Here is a 22677-nt window from a genome sequence, read left to right as displayed (position 1 = left end):
AATGACAAACTGAATTAAATATTGAATATAAATCATATAGTTACAAAATAATCTAAGTCCTATCTAACCGATAGAACAATATCATTTTCTTCAAAAACATGATTTAATCTGTACAGATAAACTTAATTCAATTTAAATATATTAGTAATAACATGATGATTTTAATAAATATTCCACCAAATCTTTGCGCTAACTCATTGATAGATCTGGAATATCGGATAAATTATTGTGGTTATTTTCCGATAACGATAAAACTGTAGGTTACTAACAATTCTATTATTATGTTCACGTAACTTGACATAAAAACGGTATAGAATACTGAATGCACAAAATTATCTTATTTTCATACATAGTTTCACTACTCAGTTTTAGTGGTGTTGCGAAAGCACTATCACCTAGCGAAGCTGAAGATCTCGCCGATCTAACAGCGGTATTCGTTTATCTTAAATATGACTGTGGTTATTCACAAATTCCTGATCGAGAAATTGAACGTGCGATTATCTATTTCGCCCAAACTAATAAATGGGATCTGACTAATTATAATTCTCTGGATATGTCGAAACTCAATAAAGAAAGTTATACTGATTTAAAAGATATTCCACTCTCTAGTGAATTTAAATGCCAGTCTCTAGCACGCGATTCTCTGGGATTATTTGCCTATGTTAAATAATTATCTTATATACCGATGATATATTGGCTGGGCAGCTTGCAGTTATAATAACCATTATGTGCCTGCTCTTTAAAATACTTTTTAAATTGTTGCCTTAAAACTGCACAACCAATATGTCATAACCAATATAGGCAGTTAATATGTGCAGTTTTCGAAACTTATTTTTTCTTATTTTTCAGCTTTTTTGGCTTTCTGATTATCAATAATTGATTGATTTAAAATCGCTTTAGCCATCCATTGTATCATGCTCATAACTTGCGCATTATCCATTTTCCAAATATCTTTCAATACTAATAAAATTTCTGAGCCATAAATAACAGAAAAAGCTTTTATCGTTTTATCAATAATATCTGGCGAGAATTCGGATTCCATTGGCTCAGTAACCATCGATAATATCTTTTTACGATTTCCGCGCTGAAAGTGCTTTTCCTTGAGATCGTTATGATTATGTTGTGATCGAGTGTCAGCCCATTGTTGCAGTGAAACTTGCAACGCAGCACGCAAGGCACCTTCGTGTTCAAACATACGTGGATACGAATAATTAATTAATTCGCTAATACGCTCTTCTGTTTTATCACTTTTTGGGCGCCAAGTTAAAATAGGTCCGAGACTTTCATTGACTGTTGCTGTAATTAAATCGCTTTGGGTGGGAAAATAACGATACGCGGTGGCTCTTGATACTCCAGCCTCGGTAGCTAATTCAGAAATCGATGGCATGACCCCCTGCTCAAACATCGCCATTGCCGTTCCGATAAGTAAATGATAGGTCCGTTTACGTGTACCGGTATAATTATGGGTTGGCTTATCTTGTAGCATAAATAAAATCCTGCTCAGTGTTTAAACTATTTATAGTTTATTTCTCATTAATCGTATCAATTGATTAATATCATTAAACTATTGGCGTGTCTTTTTTACTAATTATATTAGTCCATATGCTAATAAATATAATATTAATCCTAGGCTTCATTTTAATCTTGGTAATTCACTATATAAACGTCTACCTAACATATTCATATAGTTAATATTATAAGTAATCGTTGATTTATCACTCAATTTTAAAATTTTAATAGGCATTTGCAGCGATAAATCATTATAAATATATATTCTGCACCTTATCAGATATAAAGTAGCACATTAATTGCTTATATCTCATTATATTCATCGTTAATTTAAATAATCTTTATTTTTATTTTTTATCACATTAAATCAACAATCGTTTTATGACTTCTAACGTCATTTTACGATTATTAATTACCAAACATCAAGTTTAATGAGACAAACATCTCATATTTGACAAATTTCAAATGATACTATAGTCTCATTGTGGTTATAATCCATTCACGAATTGATCTTATCAATGAGGATTATCTTCTGAGCAAACACCAGGGTTTCATTTATCTAGCCTCGACGTTAGATACTAAAAGTGCTGAGATTTTTTATCTTAGCCAATTAATACAAGATGCTGGATTACCAGTAAAAATTGTTGATTTAACCACCAAACCTAGTGTTATCCCTCCTACTGTTGATGTTAATGCGGATACCATCGCCGCTTATCATCCCGAAGGAAAAGATGCAGTTTTTTGCAACGATAGAGGCAATGCAATTGCTGCTATGGCACTGGCTTTTGAGCATTATTTATTGCAACAAGATGATCTCCTTGCCATTTTAGGGCTAGGGGGCTCAGGGGGAACCGCATTGATAACCCCGGCCATGCAAGCCCTACCGGTTGGTATTCCTAAATTAATGGTATCAACTATGGCTTCTGGTGATATTTCAGGGTATATCGGCGCGAGTGATATTTCGATGATGTATTCAGTAACCGATATTTCTGGGCTAAATATTATTTCTCGTAAAGTTTTAAAAAATGCCGCCTATATGATTGCAGGTTCAATCTATTTTAATCTGCACCAAGAACAGCTCACTAAAAGCAAACCTGCGGTGGCATTGACTATGTTCGGAGTTACTACTCCTTGCGTCCAGCTTTTGACCCAACAGCTAGAAAGTAATTTTGATTGCTTAGTGTTTCATGCCACTGGCAGTGGCGGCAAAGCAATGGAAAAACTAATTGATAGTCATTTATTACATTCGGTATTAGATATCACGACGACCGAAGTCTGCGATTATCTCTTTGGAGGCGTTTTAGCCTGTGATGACGATCGTTTTGGTGCAATAGCCCGCACTCAGACTCCAAGTATAATTTCTTGTGGTGCCTTAGATATGATCAATTTTGGTCGTCCGGAAACTATCCCAGTGGCACACCAAGACAGATTATTTTACAACCATAATTCTCAAGTTACCTTGATGCGTACCAACAAAGAAGAAAATCATAAAATGGGTATTTGGATCGCTGAAAAACTCAATCGCTGCACGGGGGATATCACATTTATTATTCCTACGGCTGGTTTTTCCGCGCTAGATATTGAAGGGGGCCCATTTTGGTTACCAGAGGCTAATCAAGCATTTATCAATTCTTTTACCCAACACTATAAACTGACTACCAAGCGAAAATTAGTTTTGAGTCCTTACCACATTAACTCAGTCGAATTTAATCAGCAGCTCCTCAGTTTACATGACGACCAAAACAAATCAGCATTATTGGTCAGCTAGATTCTAAAAATGTGAAAGATCCCAATTAAAAATGAGAGATATTTCAGCCAAACGGAGTTCAATAACATGAAGCATAGCCGTGATCAATTACTCAGCAAATTCAGATCGATGATAGCGCGTAAAGAACCGATTATCGGGGGCGGTGCAGGCACCGGTTTATCTGCAAAATGTGAAGAGGCAGGCGGTATTGATCTCATCGTTATCTATAACTCGGGGCGCTACCGTATGGCGGGTCGAGGATCATTGGCGGGGTTATTAGCCTACGGAAACGCCAATGAAATTGTGATGGATATGGCCAAAGAAGTTTTGCCGGTGGTGAAACATACGCCGGTATTAGCGGGCGTGAATGGTACCGATCCCTTCTGTCAATTTGATCAGTTTTTAGATGCCGTTAAAGCTATTGGTTTTTCTGGCGTTCAGAACTTCCCGACCGTCGGGCTGATTGATGGCGTTTTCCGCGCGAATTTAGAAGAAACGGGCATGGGCTATAGTTTAGAAGTCGATATGATCCGTCTCGCTCATGAAAAAGGCTTATTCACTACGCCTTATGTATTTAATCGTGAGAATGCGATAGCCATGACAGAAGCCGGAGCCGATATCATTGTTCCACATATGGGATTAACTACCGGCGGTAATATTGGTGCAGATACCGCATTAACGCTGAAAGATTGCGTGCCCTTAATTAATGATTGGGCTAATGCCGCAAAATCCATTAGAGAAGACATTATTGTGCTATGCCACGGTGGACCTATCGCTACGCCGGAAGATGCTCAGTATATTCTGGATAATTGCCCTGATTGCCATGGTTTTTATGGCGCTAGTTCAATGGAACGTTTACCAACAGAAGTTGCATTAACCCAAACCACCACTGAGTTTAAAGCGCTTAAGCGCGACTAAAATAAAAAGCTATTTATAATATTTATTATTCTATTTTTAAAACAATATATTTAAAGCAATATTTTTAAACAACACCAGACCAAACGCCTTACATATTTATTGTAGGCGTTTTTTATCCACACAACCTTTTATTTATACCTATCGTAATTTATACCAATTTCGCGATCAGCGTAGCTAAATCACCCTGTAAAAAATTCACGGGTGGGATCTCAATTACAGTATATGCCCCCGCCGGTTGTTTAATACTAGCTCTCGCCGCGGAAACCATAAATTGAGAGGTTAACGCTGGATTATTAATGCGCATAGAATATTCAAATAATTGATTATGTGTGCCGCCAGAAACACCTTTATGGCTCATTTGTACCCCATGTCCCACATCTTTCAACGCATCAACACTATCAACTTGACGCACATGTGTTTCATCTGAGGCAAAATAGCTATCCGCTTTAATCGCCGTAGCTACAGTCTCAAAATCAGCCTCTGGCGCTAGCTCGATATACACCATACGACGATGCACTCCGGTCCCCAAAGGGATAGTGACCGATAATGCATCTTTAACGCCAGTAACTGCCTTAGCAGCCACACTGTGCCCCATACTCATACCGGGACCAAAGTTAGTAAATGTCACACCTTTAGGCGCCATTGCCAGCATCAATGTACGGATAATTGAATCAGAGCCTGGATCCCAACCCGCGGAACAAATAGCGACACTATTATGCGCTTTAGCCACGGCATCAAGAGCATGTTTTAACGCCACAATATCGGAATGAACATCAAAGCTGTCGACAGTATTAATACCCAGTTTTAGTATTTTCTCTGCCAGTGGTTGAATAGCTCGCGTCGGTGAGCACAGCAGAGCAACATCGACCATACCCAGCTTTTCAATCTCATTAACGACAGGATAATCAGCTAATTCTACAGGGATCTCGCTTGTATTACGGCGTACAACCCCCACGATTTCAAAATCACTGGCGGCTTGTAAGGCTTCAAGGGCATATCGGCCAATATTGCCATAACCCACAATAGCCGCTTTTATTTTTTTCACTCCGCGCTCCTATTTATACATGTTATGCATGCACATTAATTAAATTAATATTTATTTCGTATCGTTCATAATCAAGCTTGACGATCTCTTGGATAATTGCACAATAACGCAATATATAAATCATTAAATCCCCTAAAATAGGTCACCATCATGCAAAAAATGGAGCCATCAAGCCAGTGATAATTAAGCAAAAAATCAACTTAATAAGATTGTTTGTTTTTAATACTGTTAAGCAATGATTAATCCGTGTAAAATCCGCAAACTTTTTATATTCTATCTCACTCAATATCCTAGATAATTCGAGTTTACGTTGTGGTTCGCCGAGAGAAATAACGCGCTTTCAACTCGACCTATAGGGATAAATTTAATTAATGAAGGTTTTAAATGCATCAGTCAGATGTCACTGAGCGCTCGCTCTATTCCCTGAGCTGGCCGATATTTATCGATATTTTTCTTCATCTGGCCACTCTGCTTATCAATACTTATATGGTCAGCCATGTCTCTACGGCGTATCTTGCTGCCATGGGGGTGGGTAATCAGGTTTTTGATCTATTCATTACCATTTTCAACTTTATCAGTGTTGGATGCAGTGTGGTTATCGCTCAATATCTAGGGGCAGGAAAACGCGATAAAGCCAGTCAAGCTATTCATATCTCGATTGCCTTTAACTTATTATTAGGCTTCTTAAGTGCACTCGTCGCCTTATTTTTTGGCTACAAAATACTAAGTATAATGAATACCCCTGCCCATTTAATGGATGATGGATATGCTTATTTGCATATTTTAGGTATTTGTTTAATTCCAGAAGCCATCAGTATTATTCTCGCGGCTTGCTTACGAGTTCACGGCAAAGCTCAACCCGCCATGTGGGTTACCTTAATAGCGAATATAATCACCGTTATCGGTAATATGATTGTTTTATATGGCTTCTTTGGATTACCACAGTACGGATTAGAAGGAGTCGCATGGTCAACAGTCGTTGGACGTATTGTCGCTGTCATCTTGCTTTTCTGCTTATTATTCCTCGGATTACGTATTAAATTCTCCTTTTCTCTGTTGCTGCTGTGGTCGAAATCAATGCTGGGTAAAATCCTGCATATTGGCTTGCCTTCTGCCGGTGAGAATTTAGTCTGGATCCTACACTTCATGACCGCATCGGCCTTCATTGGTCTAATGGGCGAAACCTCGTTAGCCGCTCAAACGCTATATTTCCAATTATCGTTATTTATTATGCTGTTCGGTATCTCGATAAGCATCGGTAATGAAATTATGGTCGGCCATTTAGTCGGCGCTAAACGTTTTCAAGATGCGTTTTCTCGCGGCGTTAAAAGCCTGAAAATGGGCTTTTTTGTCACCATCGGTATCGTGTTGGTATTCTGGTCATTGCGTCATCCGATTTTAGACGCTCTAACTGAAGATAAAAGTATCGCTGAGCTATTATTACCGTTGTTCTTATTATCGGTATTTTTAGAGCCCGGTCGTACCATCAATATTATCATGGTAAATGCTCTACGCGCCGCGGGTGATGCACGTTTCCCACTGTTTACTGCCATCATCTTTATGTGGGGAGTCGCTATTCCACTGGGCTATTTCCTCGGGATTAAAATGGAAATGGGTCTGCTCGGTATTTGGCTCGGTTTCTTTGCCGACGAATGGCTACGAGGGCTCACCAATGCTTGGCGCTGGCGCTCGAAGAAATGGCAAACTAAACGTTTAGATCTTGAAAGCTAATCCACTGCCAGGATTAGTAATTTTCAGTGCTCCTGAACTAGTTAACCACAGCCAGTAAATATAAATAATGGCGTAAATACCGTCATAGCCTAGCCGAGTAAATTGCTGATACATCGCTTTATTCGTGCTGGGCTTTTTTATGCCAATATTAGGCTAGAGATAATGCAAATACACCATTACAAAGAAAAATAATCCATTTCAGTGAAATAAAAGAGAAATAAATTCTATTAAATAGATTAAAGACAACAAACTTGGTAAAACTTTTCTCTCAATAATTGATTAAAATACAGATAGATTCTAATGGTATTTTTTGGGGCTAAGTTATCGACATGGACAATCATACACATTCAGCACTGTGGCAATATTTTATTCGTGCCGTAAAGCAAGAAGTAAAACCTGCGTTAGGGTGTACAGAACCGATTTCTCTCGCTTTAGCCGCGGCTAAAGCTGCTGCATATCTGGATGGCGAAATTATTCGTATCAATGCTTTTGTCTCGCCGAATCTGATGAAAAATGGCATGGGTGTAACCGTTCCAGGGACCGGCATGGTTGGATTACCTATCGCCGCAGCATTGGGTGCAATTGCCGGAGATGCTGATGCAGGACTCGAAGTATTAAAATCAGCCTCTCCTCACTCGATTGAACACTGTAAAAAAATGTTAGCTCAAGGCCAAGTGACCGTTGATATTAAATTCCCATGCGAAGATATTATCTATTCTGAAGCCAGCGTTTTTAGTGCTACTGGCTCCGCGACGGTAGTGATTGCCGGCACACACACTCGCGTGGTGAAAATTATCCATAATGGAATAACCGTACTGGATTTAACTGCCGCAAAGACAGATATCGATACGCCTATCGATTGCGCCGCAGATATTCCATTGCCAAAAGTGACTGCCAAACAAGTCTATCATTTTGCCACCGAGGCGCCTTTTGAGGATATTAGCTTTATTTTACACGCTGCATCCCTCAATGATGCACTTTCGCAAGAGGGGCTCAAAAATGTCTATGGACTGCACATTGGCAGGACATTACAGGCGCAGCGTGAACGCGGACTGTTATCTAAAGATTTACTGTCAGAAATCATGATCCGTACCTCGGCCGCCTCCGATGCACGTATGGGCGGTGCGGTATTGCCGGCGATGAGTAATTCGGGGTCTGGAAATCAAGGAATTGCAGCGACCATGCCAGTATTAGTGGCTGCCGATCATTTAAATGCTAGCGAGGAGCAGCTCGCTCGAGCACTGATGTTATCGCATTTAATGGCCATTTATATTCACAGTCAATTACCGCCGCTTTCGGCACTCTGTGCAGCAACCACAGCAGCAATGGGGGCAGCAGCAGGAATTGCGTGGCTACTCGAAGCGCGTTACGAAGTAGTCGCCATGGCAATCTCTAGCATGATAGGCGATGTCAGTGGAATGATTTGTGATGGCGCCTCTAATAGCTGCGCGATGAAAGTCTCCACCAGCGCTAGTGCCGCCTATAAAGCCGTACTAATGGCGTTAGATAATAGCTGCGTAAGAGGCTCTGATGGTATTGTCTCTGATGATGTCGATCAGTCAATTGCTAATTTGTGTGCTCTTGCTAAAGGGTCAATGCGTCATACAGATGTGCAAATTATAGAAATTATGGCTAGCAAAGCTAAATACGCGTAATAGCCATTTATTCGCCGTATAAAGCCATAAAAAACAACAAGAAGTGCGGGTTTAGCGCCTTCTTGTTGGGCTTAATAATGACGATCTCAATTACTGTTAGAATCAATGCTCAGCTAATTTTAAACTGGCAAATTTCTGACGAATTAGCGACTCTGGCAAAGAAACCCCAATAAAAACCATCACGCTATTACGCGGCTCATTTTCTTGCCATTCACGATCCCAATCAGCGCTGTATAAACGCTGAACGCCTTGAAATAATAACCGACAAGGCTGATCAACAATCGATAAAATTCCTTTATAACGTAATAGATTATCAGCAAAACTTAGCAATAATTCTTCCATCACCTGCGATACCGCCATTAATTCAACCGGATAATCGAGCTCGACCACTATTGATTGCACTTCATTTTGTTGTTTGGGTACAAAGCGTAATTTGGGTTGGCTGATATTCAATTGATCATTTAAAATAAAACCTTGTACATCAAAGAGTAAACCAACATCAATGGCTCCATGCGTTACTGAATAAACCGGTGCTCTGGCATTAATACGCTGTAAACGTTCAATTAATACCGTGTTGTCTGAGTTTATATCCGTTTTAGTCAGTAAAATACGGTCTGCGTATCCTATTTGTGCTTGTGCTATCGCAAAATCATTCAGTTGTTTTTCAGCATGAACCGCATCAACTAAGGTAATAATACCGTCTAATAAAAAACGCTCACATAATGTTTCATGCGAGAAAAAAGTCTGCGTAATAGGCCCTGGGTCGGCCATGCCGGTACATTCAATCAATAAACGGTCAAATTCAATCTTGCCGCTATCAACACTGTCCAATAAATCTAACAGTGCATCTTCTAATTCACTGGAACGACTGCAACAGATACAGCCATTGCTTAATGTTTTTATTTGCGTCGCGCGATCGCCGATTAATTCATCATCTATCGGGACTTCGCCAAATTCATTTTCAATAACCGCAATTTTATATCCATGCTGTTCATTTAAAATATGACGTAATAGCGTGGTTTTTCCCGCGCCTAAAAAACCGGTTAAAATTGTGACAGAAATTGGTTTCATCGCTTATCCTCAGCTCTCTTCTTTTTTGGCTTGGCTCAACCCGCCGATTGATTATGATGAAATAACTGTATCCTATTAAACAGATCACGACCTTAGCGGTGCTCACTCTTTCTGTGTAAATAAAACAGTTTCATCAAGATAACCCATAAAAAATGCCCCACACAGTGATAACTCAGCATGTAGGGCATTTATCATTGACTAATCAATACCAAATATTAATGTGAAGAAGTTTTTACACCTTCTTTTGGTACTGGTACATAAGGCGTCTCTGCGTCTGTACGATTCGGATTTTTCAGCGCTTTCATTGCTGTTTTAATACCGAAGAAAATGATGCCATAAACCACGACTAAGAACAGAATACTTAAGCCCGCATTGGTGTAGTTATTGATAATAATATGGTTCATATCGATAACTTGCTGTGCAGATAGATCTGTACCACCCGCTGCAATTTTCTCTTTATATACATTGGCTAAGTATAAGAAACCTTCAAGTTGTGGATTATCACTGAACAGTTTCAGTCCTAATGCCCATGTCGTACAAATCAATAACCAAACCGCCGGTAAAATAGTGACTAAGACGTATTTTCCGCGTTTCATTTTGATTAATACCACGGTACTCAGAACTAAGGCTACCGCAGCCAGCATCTGGTTGGAGATACCGAACAGTGGCCACAAGCTCTTAACACCGCCCAGAGGATCAACAACGCCTTGATACAATAAGTATCCCCAAAGACCCACACAGCCCGCTGTTCCGATAATACCCGCAACCAGAGAGTCTGTTTTCTTCAAGAATGGAACAAAGTTACCTAATAGATCTTGCAGCATAAAGCGGCCAGAACGTGTACCAGCATCCAATGCCGTCAAGATAAACAGCGCTTCGAATAAAATACCGAAGTGATACCAGAAGCCCATATTTGCCGCAGGCATAATTTCATGGAACACATAAGCAATCCCTACAGCCAGAGTGGGCGCACCACCTGCACGATTCAGTACAGAAGGCTCACCGATATCTTTCGCAGTTTGCAGAATTTGCTCAGGCGAAATAACAAAGCCCCAAGAACTAACCGTTGCAGCTGCATGAACAGTCACATCTTTCAGCTGCGCCATAATCATTGCGCCATCAGGACCTCCCAGCTCATGCAGATTAGGCATAGTGATACCTAATGCGGCTGGAGGGGTATTCATCGCAAAATACAAACCTGGTTCAATAATTGAAGCTGCAACTAAAGCCATGATAGCGACGAATGATTCCATCAACATCGCACCATAACCGATATAACGTGCATCTTTTTCATTTGCCAGCAGTTTTGGTGTGGTTCCTGAAGCGATTAACGCATGGAAGCCAGAGACCGCACCACAAGCAATGGTGATAAATAAGAACGGGAATAACGTACCTTTCCATACTGGGCCAGTACCGTCGATATACTGAGTTACCGCAGGCATTTTCAGCTCAGGGTTCAGAATAACGATACCAACAGCTAAACCGACGATAACACCGATTTTCAGGAAGGTTGCCAAATAGTCACGAGGCGCTAAAATTAGCCAGACTGGTAACAGTGCAGAAATAAACGCATAACCCACTAATACATAAGTAATTGTAGTATCTTTAAAGGTTAATGCTGGGCCCCAGTATGGGTCATGTGCAATCACACCACCGAACCAAATTGCCATAATCAGTAACACAATACCGATAACTGAGATTTCTCCCACGCGTCCCGGCCGGATATAACGCATGTATACCCCCATGAACAGCGCAATAGGCACAGTAGAACATACAGTAAACACACCCCATGGGCTTTCTGCCAAGGCTTTAACCACGATCAGCGCCAACACGGCAAGAATAATGATCATGATAAGGAAACAGCCAAACAGAGCTAATGTTCCGGGAATTGGACCTAATTCTTCTTTAATAATTTCACCTAATGAGGCGCCATTACGACGAGAAGAAATAAACAACACCATAAAGTCCTGCACCGCACCGGCTAATACCACACCCGCTAGCAGCCATAATGTCCCCGGTAAATAGCCGACCTGAGCAGCTAACACCGGCCCAACTAACGGACCCGCCCCTGCGATTGCTGCAAAGTGATGCCCAAACAATACATTTTTGTTGGTTGGAACATAATTCAAGCCATCATTATTAATAACGGCAGGTGTCGCACGCGTTTCATCCAGCTTCATTACTTTTTTAGCGATATATAAGCTGTAATAACGATATGCGATAAGGTAAACCGCAACAGATGCAACCACAATCCATAGTGCGCTAATATGTTCTCCGCGTCTGAGTGCAACTACTCCCAGACACACCGCACCTATAATCCCTAAAATCATCCAGGGAACGTGCTTCAAGATACCATTTTTGTTCATATAACACCCTTCTGAGGTAAAACGAACATGTGAATTAATGTCAGTATTGGCAGTTCAGTTAGTATGTGTTCTGAGATCAGATTGAGTTTCTGCCATGGTGCGTATGATAGAAACATCCAGGCTAAAAAAGCGCAGAGCCTGCCTGAACGGTTACATATAATATTAAGCGGTCATTTTTAACTGATGAATGGTTTTCTACTCTCACTAACGGAGGTGGAACTGTGATGTAGGTATCATTTCTTGTTTGTTTTCAATATGTTGTTTTGTTAACAAAATACCGATGTTCGTTAATTTATTGTTTATTTTTAGTCAAAAATATTCGGTGATTATATATTTAATTTTGATTAATCTCCTGCTCGGTATATCAGTCGAAGGGACATTTCAGTATTAGTTCGACAGTTATTCTTTCATTCTCTCTATTTCATAATTCATTAACTACTTAATAATTAATAAATCAAATAGCTCACTTATCTATTTTCAGCGAAAAATCGCCTTTACTTTCAGTTTATGGCTAAATAATTGCCCCTATCATGATTGAATATTGGCATGATAGTGAGCAAATTTACGCTGACTCAATCACAAATTACAATTTTTATTCACAACTTAATAAATAAAATATGTAACATATAGGAAACATAATACCAACAACACAAAATAGACTGAGAATAACAATGAATGTAAATAGCTATGACTATATTATTGTTGGCGCAGGATCCGCCGGTTGCGTCGTTGCCGCACAGTTAATTCAACAAACATCAGCTCGAGTCTTGCTGATCGAGGCGGGTGGTAGCGATAATCATCTATTTATAAAAATGCCAGCTGGTGTCGCCAAAATTATTGAGAAAAAAAGTTGGCCCTATCAAACAGAACCTGAACCTCATGCCAATAATCGCCAAATGCAAATCGCACAAGGTAAAGTTCTCGGCGGCAGCAGTTCAGTTAATGGAATGATTTATTTACGCGGGCAATCACAAGATTATGATAACTGGGAAAAACTATATGGCTGTAAAGGCTGGAGCTATCAAGATGTTCTGCCATGGTTTAAACATGCCGAGAATAATGAAAGCCTAAGTAATAACTATCATGGTAATAATGGACAATTACCCGTAAGTGAGAATCGCTATCGGCATCCATTATCAATGGCGTTTATTCGCGCCGGGCAAGAATATGGCCTAAATTATTCAATTGATTTCAATGCTGAAAATCAGCAAGGAGTGGGATATTACCAAACGACCACTCATAACGGTGAGCGAGCCAGCACCTCTCGGAGCTATCTAAAAAGCGTCAGCAATAGCCCACGACTGACTCTCAAATTAAATACCCAAGTAAATCAGATTATTATCAACGATGGTATTGCAATCGGCGTGATTTATCAGGGCGCTGATGGGAAAAAAGTCCAAGCCATCGCACAACAAGAAGTTATTCTCTGTGCCGGAGCTATGGGATCGGCTAAATTATTAATGCTGTCGGGGATTGGGCCGAAAAATCATCTTTCTGAGCTTGATATTCATCCTCTTATCGATCTTCCGGTCGGTAAAAATTTTCATGATCATCTACATATGTCAATCAATGTGAGCACCAAACAGCCGATTAGTCTATATGGTGCAGATCAAGGACTGAATGCATTACGCCATGGTGCACAGTGGCTAGCATTTCGTACCGGCGTATTATCATCAAATATTCTAGAAGGCGCGGCATTTATTGATACCAATAATCAAGGTCGCCCTGATGTCCAAGTTCATTTCTTGCCAATTCTAGATAGCTGGGATGATGTCCCCGGAGAACCATTACCTGCAATTCATGGCTTTAGCTTAAAAGTAGGCTATTTGCAGCCTAAATCTCGCGGGCACATTCAATTACGCAGCCGTGATCCAGCAGCGCCGTTAAAAATTCATGCCAATTATTTAGCGGATCCCGAGGATTTAGCAGGCTGTAAGCGCGCCGTAAAATTTGGCTTAGCATTATTACAATCACCATCATTAAAATCAGTGAGTGCAGAAATATTAATGCCGCCGATCGAAGCACAGCAAGATGAAGCGGCGTTAGATGAGTTTGTACGTAATTTTTGCAAAACAGTTTACCACCCCGTCGGGACTTGCCGCATGGGGACTGATCCACAAACATCCGTGACTGATTTGCGTTTACGTGTACATGGAATACATCAGCTACGAGTAGTCGATGGCTCAGTTATTCCCGAAATAACCAGTGGAAACACCAATGCACCGACTATTATGATTGCCGAGCGTGCAGCAGCGATGATTATTGAAGATCAAGCGCATTAAAATTAATCGAAGTTAATCATCATCGTAGTAGTCATAAATGCTCAGCGATTAATCGTTGAGCATTTATTATCTTCACACACGCTCATATCCGCCGATATTATCTTTCGACGGATTTCAAAATATTTATCCTTCAACCACGACTTGAGACGCGGCATTTATTGCACTGGATAATGCGTCATCTATCGAATCAGCCGTTGCCAATGTCACGCCTAAACGGCGGGAACCGGCAATTTCAGGCTTGCCAAATAAACGCAATTGAACATTATTTTTTAATGCACTATCCACTCCCGAGAAAGTCACATCTCGACTATGTAATTGCGGTAAAATAACCGCTGAAGCGCTCGGTCCATATTGACGAATTTGACCAATTGGTAAACCTAAAAAAGCACGTACATGCAGTGCAAACTCAGATAAATTCTGAGAAATCAAAGTCACCATACCGGTATCATGCGGTCGCGGGGAGACTTCATTAAAAATCACTTCATCACCGCACACAAATAACTCAACCCCAAATAGGCCATAACCGCCTAATGCGCGAACAATTTTTTCAGCCATTTGCTGGGCATTATCCCAAGCTTTATCGCTCATTTTCTGCGGTTGCCATGAACAACGGTAATCGCCTTTTTCCTGACGATGCCCGACCGGAGCACAAAAATGAATACCATCCACAGCATTGATGGTCAGTAAGGTTATCTCAAAATCAAAATTAACCATTTTTTCGACAATCACTCGCCCTTGCCCAGAACGTCCACCTTCCTGAGAATAAGCCCATGCGACAGCTAATTCACTTTCGCTACGAATAATACTCTGCCCCTTACCAGACGAGCTCATCACCGGTTTAACAATGCAAGGAAAACCAATCTGCTTAGCGGCGGCAACAAATTCTACGTCACTATCAACAAAACGATACTCTGAAGTCAGTAATCCTAATTCTTCGGCGGCTAAACGACGAATACCTTCGCGATCCATAGTCAATAAAACAGCTTTAGCACTCGGTACGACTTTTTGCCCTGCTTGCTCCAACGCGAACAAGGTTTTAGTCGCTATAGCTTCAATTTCAGGCACGATAAAATCAGGCCTTTCCTGCGCAACTAACTCACGTAGCGCATCACCATCCAACATATTTATGTTATAACTGCGATGAGCGATATGCATTGCAGGCGCATGCTCATAACGGTCTACCGCAATTACCTCAATTCCTAAACGCTGGCATTCAATCGCCACTTCTTTGCCTAATTCACCAGAGCCTAATAACATGACTTTTGTCGCAGATGGACACAATGCAGTTCCGAGTTTAACCATTTTGTCTTATTTCCCCATGCTCAAAATAATAGCCCGAGTATAAAGGCAATCGTTTGCCTTGGCTATTAGCACAGAAAACTTTGTCTAAAAAGCCAACCAAAAATCTATTTACGCTAGCTATTCTTCCATAAACTGTTGGTTTTTAACTCTCTGTTATAAATAATCTAAAGGGTTTTATCGCGCCCAGTAATAAACGGCGGATTTTTATGATGCTCGATGTAGCGTTTATGGAATAAAGATAAAATACAAAATAATAGCCCGATCCAAATTAGCGAGAAACTCACACCTTTAACACTATCGAATAGTTCATTGAATAAGAATATTGCTAATAAAAATTGAATTGTAGGTTCTATATATTGGGCGAGACCGATAACAGTTAAGGTGGTACGTTTTATCGCTGCCGTAAAGAACAGTAGTGGCAAAATAGTCACTGGCGCGGTCAACATATAAAGTAATTTAATCTCAAAGCCGCCACTAAGAACTGCGCTTTCACCTTGCCTATCGAGCCAAAACATAATAATGATTGCTAAAGGCAATAACCATAATGCCTCGAGAAACAATGAGGTAATCACATCAAAACGAATAAATTTACGAATTAAACCATAAATTGCAAATGCACTGCCCATCACGAGTGCTAATAACGGCAACTCACCATATTGTAATATTTGATAGCTCACCCCGGCTAAAATAAATATGACTGCCATTTTTTCTGCGATAGCTAAGCGCTCATGTAAAAATAACATCCCAAGCAAAATAGAAAATAATGGATTAATAAAATAGCCTAAACTAGCGGCTAAAACTTGTCCATGAGTTAAAGCGTAAGTAAAGGCGCTCCATGAAATCGCCATCACAGCAGAACTGAATAAGCATAAAATAATCGAGCGCTTGTCTTGCCAAACTTGCGGCCAAAGTGTTTTGTTTTTTATTAAATATCGAATTATCAACAACAATGGAATTGACCAGATAATACGTTGAGCTAATAACTCAAGCGGTTGTGCGCCAGGCATTAATCGATAATAAAGCGGAGTGATCCCCCACAGAATATAAGAAAATATAGCCAGTGCGACCCCTGAGCGGTACAACATATTTAGATATCCAGAAATAGATGAATTAATAACAGAATTGTCTGATCATAATACTCTGTTCTGACTAAAAGAGACACTTTCTATTTATGATTAGAATGATAAGAGTAACAAATAAAATAAATAATTATCCGCGAGAATAAACTAATAGTAATTAAGCAGATAACATTTGAATAAGAATGGAAAAAACAAAAGATAGACTAAAAATTAGTGCTGGAGATCAAGATAATAACATCATGATCTCCAGTAATAATAAGATTAAATTTCGCGCTGATGCAGTGGCGGTTGTTGGCGAATAAAATCAGCCAATTCTTCATGGGATGGCGCCGCCGCGATCGCTCCTTTTTTAGTCGTCGCTAATGCACCACAAGCTGAAGCTTGAGTGATTATTTTCATAAAGTATGCAGCCTCATTAGCCACGCCATATTCAGCAATAGCCGCCAATAATCCAGCCATAAAAGCATCGCCTGCGCCTGTGGTGTCTACGCTTTCAACTAAATACGCACTGATAGCAACACGCTGTTGCTTGGTAATGACTAAACAACCTTTTGAACCTTGAGTGACGACTTTTAAACTCGCAGGATATTGATTCAATTTTTCAACGGCTTCAGATAACGTCGGACATTGTGTTAACCACAATAATTCTTCTTCTGATAATTTCAGAATATCGCACTGACGCGCAAAAGCATCAACGGTTTGATGCATTAATACTGGATCGGACCACATTTGAGGGCGAATATTCACATCAAAACTGATCAACCCTTCTGACTTACGCATTTCCTCGATCGAACGACTTAAAGAACCACGACACACTGAATGAACCAAAGCTAACGAACAGAAATGTAAAATATCTTTACCAAAAACAGGCAAGTTTTTTGCCGTTAAAAACTGGTCTGCTGAGGGAGAAACTAAAAAGGAGAACTCGCGCTCACCATTTTCATGCAATGAAACCAAAACCGTACTGGTGCGATATTGCTCATCAAATTCCATCGCACTAGTATCGACGCCCATATCAAACATCGTTTTTTGCATGAAATGACCGAAGGCATCTTCACCGACCCGCCCAATAAAACCACTTTGCTGGCCTAACCTAGCAATTCCTGCCGCGACATTAACCGGCGCTCCACCTGCACAAGCCTCATATTGCATATTTTGCAATGGGATCAGATCGACAACAGCATCACCTAACGTCCAGACTTTCATAAATTCCCCCAGAGATTATTCTCTTATATATAGAACAAACCAAAACTAGAATTAAAATTATACTTAATTCAAACGATAGTAAATTGATCCGAGGTATAGAAAGCCAGCAAACGAAGGCTCTAATGCACTTACGCCTCAGTTATTATCATAAACTGAGTAGCATGACGGTTAAATAATCAACGGATCGAGACTAAAATTATGGCTATTTATCTTAAATAAATGAATAAAAATAACACTAGCCAAAACGATCTGTTAACGTTAACATTTATTGAGAAATAAATCGATATTTCATTCACTGACTGGCGAATACAGACTATCTAAATGATAACATAGAGTAATGAATGGATTCTTCGTCTTATTCATTAAGTCAGCTCTTAGTTAGATCCCCCTGAAGAGACAGAGGCGTGATTATGAAACAGCGTATTGAAAAGGCAACAGTTGCCCTTAATGAGTTAAGAAAAACATTAGATATTAATTTTTATCCCAATTATCACATAGCCCCTTTTGCTGGTTGGTTAAATGATCCTAATGGTTTGATTTATCACAATGGGACATATCATGCGTTTTATCAGCATCATCCATTCAGTGAAAACTGGGGGCCGATGCATTGGGGCCATGCAACTAGTAGCGATATGGTGCATTGGCAACATCAACCTATCGCATTAGCACCGGGTGATGATTATGACCGTGACGGCTGTTTCTCAGGCTCTGCGGTTAGCCATGATGGAAAACTCTATCTATTTTATACCGGTCATATTTGGCTTAAAAAAGAACATGATGACAGTGCAATCTATCAGGCTCAATGTTTAGCCATCAGTGAAGATGGAATTCATTTTGAGAAAAAAGGCGTAGTGATCCCTTCACCTGAAGAATATATGCATTTTCGTGATCCTAAAGTATGGTATCAGGATGGTCGTTGGTGGATGATCGTTGGTGCGCGGGATAAAAATGACCTAGGCCAAGTTCTACTATTTAATACTGAAGATCTGCTTAATTGGAGTTCTGATTATCAAGTTATCGCAAAAACTGATGATAATAATGTATATATGTGGGAGTGCCCTGACTTCTTCCCTCTTGGCGATAAATTTATCACCTTATTCTCGCCTCAAGGTAAAAAACCAGAGAATTATCAATTCCGTAACATGTTCCAAAGTGGATATATTATTGGACAATGGGCTCCGGGACAAGCGTATAACATTGAACAATCGTTCCAAGAAATTGACCATGGGCATGATTTCTATGCGCCTCAAACCTTTGAAGCCGCAGATGGTCGACGTATCGCCATAGCATGGATGGATATGTGGGAAAGTAGTATGCCATCAAAAGCTGATAATTGGGCTGGGTGCTTTACTGTGCCGCGCCAGCTAACGCTGACCAAAGATAATAAAGTTATTATGACGCCGGTGGTTGAATTAGACACTTTACGTCAAGAACATCAATCTGTGAATTCCATCGAATTACCTAAAAATACGGCACAGCTTCTCAAAGATAATTGTGAGTCTTGCGAGGTTGAGCTACTATGGGATTTAAAAGATAACACCACCGAGAAATTTGGTTTCTGGCTTGGCCAAGGATTACAATTCTATGTTGATGGGCAATCCCATCGCTTGATCCTTGAAAGACATTATCCTGATAATGTAATTAGTGATTATCGTAGTGCTGAATTACCTGCAACGGATAAACTTAAAATTCGTGCTTATATTGATCGTTCAAGTATCGAGATTTTCATCAATGACGGCGAGTTAACCTTCTCAAGCCGTATTTATCCTAAAAAAGATCAACGCGCACTAAAAATATTTGCAATTAATGGCCCAGCAAAATTAGAAAGTGGGAATATCTGGGAATTAGCCGGTTCAATTAAATGACCAAGCTAATGATCAAAAACTAGTAAGCATCAGCTAGTAACGATATAGAGACTAAGCAACTAATTTTACCTCGGATCTTATCTATCGATCCGAGGAATTCGACTGTATTAATTATGATCTCTTTTATCTAAAAATATTCCCATGCCAATATCCACGTATAAATGCGATTAAACTAACTAAGCAGCTGTATACGTGCTGATATCAGCGACTATAAAGAGTCCCGCTCTAATACATCACAGCTAATATATTGGATACCTTGCAATTGACGCTGCTGAATAATATGCAAAGCTGCTTCTTTACCTAATTGATAATGAGGTAACTCTACTGTGGTTAATGCCGGATAAAATAACTTACCAACACCGATCATATTATCATACCCGAGCACCGCAACATCTTCTGGGATCTTGAAGCCTTTACTCAACAACACTTGATAAGCTAAAAAAGCAATTCGATCATTCCCACATACTACGACATCAAAATCAGCTTGATTATCATGACAATGATTGTTAATCAATTCAATCACATCTAAATAGTGCTCATCACCCCATTCAAGATGATATTGCTTTAATCCATCCAGAGAAAGCCCTGCGTCTTGCCACGCTTGTTCTGCGGCTTGTCGGCGCACCAGTCCCGCCATCGTTTGCTGTGGAATATATAAACAAAGTGGCCGGCGATAACCTTTTTTGATCAACATTTCTATTGCTTGGTATTGCCCATGATAATCATCAGGAATATAAGCCGGATATTGTTTTTCTTTATCTACACAATTGGCTAATACTAAAGGTGTATGGTTTAAGCTATCTGGAATAATAACTTCTCTCAATCCCATCGTAGTAAATATAATACCATCTGGGCGTTGAGAGATAATTTGTTTCACTGCCCTTTCTGGCGAATCTCCTGAAGTAATATTAACCACAAAACTACTCCATCCATATTTCCTCGCTGTTTGTTCTATCGACAATATAATTTCTACCGAGAATGGCGTGGTAGCAGTATCAAGAGCGAGTACACCTAACGTTGATATACGGGAGTTTTTTCCTCTAATTTTTCGTGCTGAAAAATCTGGAACATAGTTAAGTTCATCAATTGCTTTTTGTACCAGTTTTAAGGTCTCTGGTTTAAGCATCTCAGGGTTATTTATTGCACGGGATACCGTCATTAATGAGACCGATGCCAGTCGTGCAACATCTTTTAAAGAAGCCATGGAGTCTATCTACTTTTACCAGTTAGCAGTGATCGAATATGGTTTTGATTTTAGCATGTTAACGATAATACGCATGAAAATAATTTCAAAAGCTTAGGCCTATCGCTTGTAAGACATAATTCGACACATATAAAACCAATTATTACTTTTTATGACTGTTACTTTTAGATATTCTAATATACTTCAAAGAAAATTATCATATAATAAATATTCAATATCTTAGTTTAAAATGCGAGTAAAAATAAAAAACCACAATTAATTGATAATAAACAAAAAAATATTCGAAGATCATTTTTCATACAATTAATCAAAAGTATATTTAGCTGATTTTTTCATTACAACATAACAAATTTGCCTTATGTAAATAATCAATACATTTAATTATAAAACACAAAAAAGATTAAGTAATATCTGTTAAATTACAATTTACATGTCGATATGTATATTAATTTTAATTAAGTCTTATAAATTAAAAGTTTATACCAAAGGAGATAATAATGGAAAAGATCATTCATATAATTATGCACGATGACAATGTCAATAAAAATAAGTTTAAATTAATAATGGGGTCTATTAGTGGAAAATTTAGATTTTATAAAGATGAACAAGCCTTTATTAGTAATTATACTTATCCAGCAACTAACGTTACTCAAGAATGTATTATTAAATATATAAACAATGAGGAACACCAATCAACATCAGGAATTAATCCATTGAATAATATAGATAATATCATACCTGTAATTATTATCACTGAAAACCCATCGATTGAGATATGCCGTGAATCATTTAAAAATGGAGCTTTTGAATATTTTAGTCTTCCACTAAAAGACGTTGAACTTCAAGATGCGATTAATAATGCATTGGATGTATTTAAGAGATCATTTGAGCGTTATCAATTATTTACTTTTTTATCAGAAAAATTCAAAAAATTATCAAATAGAGAAAAAGAAGTGATGGAAATGATATTTGATGGTAATACTAGCAAAGAAGCCGCTGAGAAATTATCCCTATCACCGAGAACAATTGAAGTTCATCGTTCCAACATATATACCAAGCTAAAAATAAAATCATTGCCACAACTAGTTAATGAATATAACTATATAATGACTTATGCTGAAAATATATAACTAGAACTTCATTCTTTATAATTTAATAAATTTAGTTGTTTTAGTATTTTTTTAAGTAAAAATAGCTATGAGATTTAACTTTTAATTTTGATTTGTTGTTAATTTCATATTAATTGATAAGTAAGGTATTAAATATAAAACTTTACTAACTTGGCGTATTTTTGTATAAATTATATGCCAATTTTATTGTGCAATGATTAAAGATTAGTGCCCTATAATACTTTTTTAATACCCACTCCTTTAGTATTAATTTATTTATCTTTATCGAGATATCCTTTGCACGATCGAATGATTTTTTGATTAACTTATTGACTAAATCGGGAGATAGTTAACATTAATCATCATCCTACCTGCCCCTCAAACGCTATTGAAGTATATTGTTTATCTCTTTAGAGATTATTCCAATGTTGAGAGGTAGTAATGATAGGCTTAGTCATTGTTTCACATAGCGAAAAACTCGCATCAGGGATAGAAGAGTTAGCTGCTGAAATGCAAAATAGTGCATATTGCCAGATAAAAATTGCCGCCGGTATTGATGATCCTACCTATCCTATAGGTACTGACGCC

17 protein-coding genes are annotated in these 22677 nt (G+C 39.0%); 9 read left to right on the top strand and 8 right to left on the bottom strand.

Going from position 1 to position 22677, the window contains the following annotated elements; genetic code table 11:
• The first annotated feature begins 322 nt into the window (after positions 1-322).
• A complete protein-coding gene (locus tag M992_RS05895) occupies positions 323-670 on the top strand; it encodes a YacC family pilotin-like protein (protein WP_053907741.1) in 348 nt (115 codons plus the stop codon).
• Between the two features lie 168 nt (positions 671-838).
• Here the strand turns inward: M992_RS05895 and M992_RS05890 are convergent, their stop codons facing one another.
• Positions 839-1486, bottom strand: coding sequence for a TetR/AcrR family transcriptional regulator (locus tag M992_RS05890; RefSeq protein WP_053907740.1), 648 nt, complete (start codon positions 1484-1486; stop codon positions 839-841).
• 555 nt (positions 1487-2041) lie between these two features.
• Here M992_RS05890 and M992_RS05885 point away from each other — a divergent pair.
• Positions 2042-3277, top strand: a complete 1236-nt coding sequence (locus M992_RS05885; protein ID WP_053907803.1) for a Tm-1-like ATP-binding domain-containing protein — start codon at positions 2042-2044, stop codon at positions 3275-3277.
• A gap of 66 nt (positions 3278-3343) precedes the next feature.
• Positions 3344-4174 carry a phosphoenolpyruvate hydrolase family protein gene (locus tag M992_RS05880; RefSeq protein WP_053907739.1) on the top strand — a complete coding sequence of 277 codons (831 nt, stop codon included), beginning with the start codon at positions 3344-3346 and terminating at the stop codon, positions 4172-4174.
• Positions 4175-4322: 148 nt separating this feature from the next.
• Here the strand turns inward: M992_RS05880 and M992_RS05875 are convergent, their stop codons facing one another.
• On the bottom strand, positions 4323-5219 hold the full coding sequence (locus M992_RS05875) for a diaminopimelate dehydrogenase (RefSeq protein ID WP_053907738.1): 897 nt from the start codon (positions 5217-5219) through the stop codon (positions 4323-4325).
• 384 nt (positions 5220-5603) lie between these two features.
• On the opposite strand from M992_RS05875, the gene M992_RS05870 reads away from it, so the two are divergent.
• Together M992_RS05870 and M992_RS05865 are read left to right on the top strand one after the other, a co-directional pair.
• Positions 5604-6950 carry an MATE family efflux transporter gene (locus M992_RS05870; RefSeq protein WP_053907737.1) on the top strand — a complete coding sequence of 449 codons (1347 nt, stop codon included), beginning with the start codon at positions 5604-5606 and terminating at the stop codon, positions 6948-6950.
• Between the two features lie 329 nt (positions 6951-7279).
• On the top strand, positions 7280-8605 hold the full coding sequence (locus tag M992_RS05865; protein ID WP_053907736.1) for an L-cysteine desulfidase family protein: 1326 nt from the start codon (positions 7280-7282) through the stop codon (positions 8603-8605).
• Positions 8606-8707: 102 nt separating this feature from the next.
• Here the strand turns inward: M992_RS05865 and yjiA are convergent, their stop codons facing one another.
• Together yjiA and M992_RS05855 are read right to left on the bottom strand one after the other, a co-directional pair.
• Positions 8708-9676 (bottom strand): GTPase, encoded by a 969-nt coding sequence (gene yjiA, locus M992_RS05860; RefSeq protein ID WP_047256905.1) that lies wholly within the window; start codon positions 9674-9676, stop codon positions 8708-8710.
• A gap of 215 nt (positions 9677-9891) precedes the next feature.
• Positions 9892-12042, bottom strand: a complete 2151-nt coding sequence (locus M992_RS05855) for a carbon starvation CstA family protein (protein ID WP_053907735.1) — start codon at positions 12040-12042, stop codon at positions 9892-9894.
• 671 nt (positions 12043-12713) lie between these two features.
• Between M992_RS05855 and M992_RS05850 the strand changes: the two genes are divergently transcribed.
• Positions 12714-14324, top strand: a complete 1611-nt coding sequence (locus M992_RS05850) for a GMC family oxidoreductase (protein WP_053907734.1) — start codon at positions 12714-12716, stop codon at positions 14322-14324.
• A 123-nt stretch (positions 14325-14447) separates the two neighbouring features.
• On the opposite strand, the gene purT is transcribed toward M992_RS05850, so the two are convergent.
• The 3 genes from purT to M992_RS05835 all read right to left on the bottom strand — a co-directional run bounded on the left by purT (position 14448) and on the right by M992_RS05835 (position 17911).
• Positions 14448-15626, bottom strand: a complete 1179-nt coding sequence (gene purT / locus M992_RS05845) for a formate-dependent phosphoribosylglycinamide formyltransferase (protein ID WP_053907733.1) — start codon at positions 15624-15626, stop codon at positions 14448-14450.
• A 164-nt stretch (positions 15627-15790) separates the two neighbouring features.
• Positions 15791-16711, bottom strand: a complete 921-nt coding sequence (gene rarD / locus M992_RS05840) for an EamA family transporter RarD (RefSeq protein WP_053907732.1) — start codon at positions 16709-16711, stop codon at positions 15791-15793.
• Between the two features lie 255 nt (positions 16712-16966).
• Positions 16967-17911: an aminoimidazole riboside kinase gene (locus M992_RS05835; RefSeq protein ID WP_053907731.1), complete on the bottom strand. Its 945-nt coding sequence runs from the start codon at positions 17909-17911 to the stop codon at positions 16967-16969.
• 410 nt (positions 17912-18321) lie between these two features.
• Between M992_RS05835 and M992_RS05830 the strand changes: the two genes are divergently transcribed.
• The gene (locus tag M992_RS05830) at positions 18322-19776 is read left to right on the top strand and encodes a glycoside hydrolase family 32 protein (RefSeq protein WP_053907730.1); all 1455 of its coding nucleotides are present in this window, start codon (positions 18322-18324) and stop codon (positions 19774-19776) included.
• Positions 19777-19984: 208 nt separating this feature from the next.
• Here M992_RS05830 and M992_RS05825 read toward each other — a convergent pair whose 3' ends face one another.
• On the bottom strand, positions 19985-20980 hold the full coding sequence (locus tag M992_RS05825) for a LacI family DNA-binding transcriptional regulator (protein WP_053907729.1): 996 nt from the start codon (positions 20978-20980) through the stop codon (positions 19985-19987).
• A 497-nt stretch (positions 20981-21477) separates the two neighbouring features.
• Between M992_RS05825 and M992_RS05820 the strand changes: the two genes are divergently transcribed.
• Complete coding sequence (locus M992_RS05820) at positions 21478-22110, top strand: response regulator transcription factor (RefSeq protein WP_053907728.1); 633 nt, start codon at positions 21478-21480, stop codon at positions 22108-22110.
• A gap of 420 nt (positions 22111-22530) precedes the next feature.
• On the top strand, positions 22531-22677 hold a 147-nt coding region (locus M992_RS05815; RefSeq protein ID WP_455768825.1), incomplete at its 3' end, for a PTS sugar transporter subunit IIA domain-containing protein.

Origin of the sequence: Moellerella wisconsensis ATCC 35017, assembly GCF_001294465.1 — a bacterium.
In the GTDB taxonomy this organism is placed as follows: domain Bacteria; phylum Pseudomonadota; class Gammaproteobacteria; order Enterobacterales; family Enterobacteriaceae; genus Moellerella; species Moellerella wisconsensis.
This window is presented reverse-complemented; position numbering and strand designations above follow the sequence as displayed.

Coding starts and splice junctions, on each gene's coding strand:
- M992_RS05830 (WP_053907730.1), top strand. CDS start 18,322: ATGAAACAGCGTATTGAAAAGGCAACAGTTGCCCTTAATGAGTTAAGA.
- rarD (WP_053907732.1), bottom strand. CDS start 16,711: ATGTTGTACCGCTCAGGGGTCGCACTGGCTATATTTTCTTATATTCTG.
- M992_RS05865 (WP_053907736.1), top strand. CDS start 7,280: ATGGACAATCATACACATTCAGCACTGTGGCAATATTTTATTCGTGCC.
- purT (WP_053907733.1), bottom strand. CDS start 15,626: ATGGTTAAACTCGGAACTGCATTGTGTCCATCTGCGACAAAAGTCATG.
- M992_RS05855 (WP_053907735.1), bottom strand. CDS start 12,042: ATGAACAAAAATGGTATCTTGAAGCACGTTCCCTGGATGATTTTAGGG.
- M992_RS05890 (WP_053907740.1), bottom strand. CDS start 1,486: ATGCTACAAGATAAGCCAACCCATAATTATACCGGTACACGTAAACGG.
- M992_RS05880 (WP_053907739.1), top strand. CDS start 3,344: ATGAAGCATAGCCGTGATCAATTACTCAGCAAATTCAGATCGATGATA.
- M992_RS05895 (WP_053907741.1), top strand. CDS start 323: ATGCACAAAATTATCTTATTTTCATACATAGTTTCACTACTCAGTTTT.
- M992_RS05835 (WP_053907731.1), bottom strand. CDS start 17,911: ATGAAAGTCTGGACGTTAGGTGATGCTGTTGTCGATCTGATCCCATTG.
- M992_RS05850 (WP_053907734.1), top strand. CDS start 12,714: ATGAATGTAAATAGCTATGACTATATTATTGTTGGCGCAGGATCCGCC.
- M992_RS05870 (WP_053907737.1), top strand. CDS start 5,604: ATGCATCAGTCAGATGTCACTGAGCGCTCGCTCTATTCCCTGAGCTGG.
- M992_RS05820 (WP_053907728.1), top strand. CDS start 21,478: ATGGAAAAGATCATTCATATAATTATGCACGATGACAATGTCAATAAA.
- M992_RS05825 (WP_053907729.1), bottom strand. CDS start 20,980: ATGGCTTCTTTAAAAGATGTTGCACGACTGGCATCGGTCTCATTAATG.
- yjiA (WP_047256905.1), bottom strand. CDS start 9,676: ATGAAACCAATTTCTGTCACAATTTTAACCGGTTTTTTAGGCGCGGGA.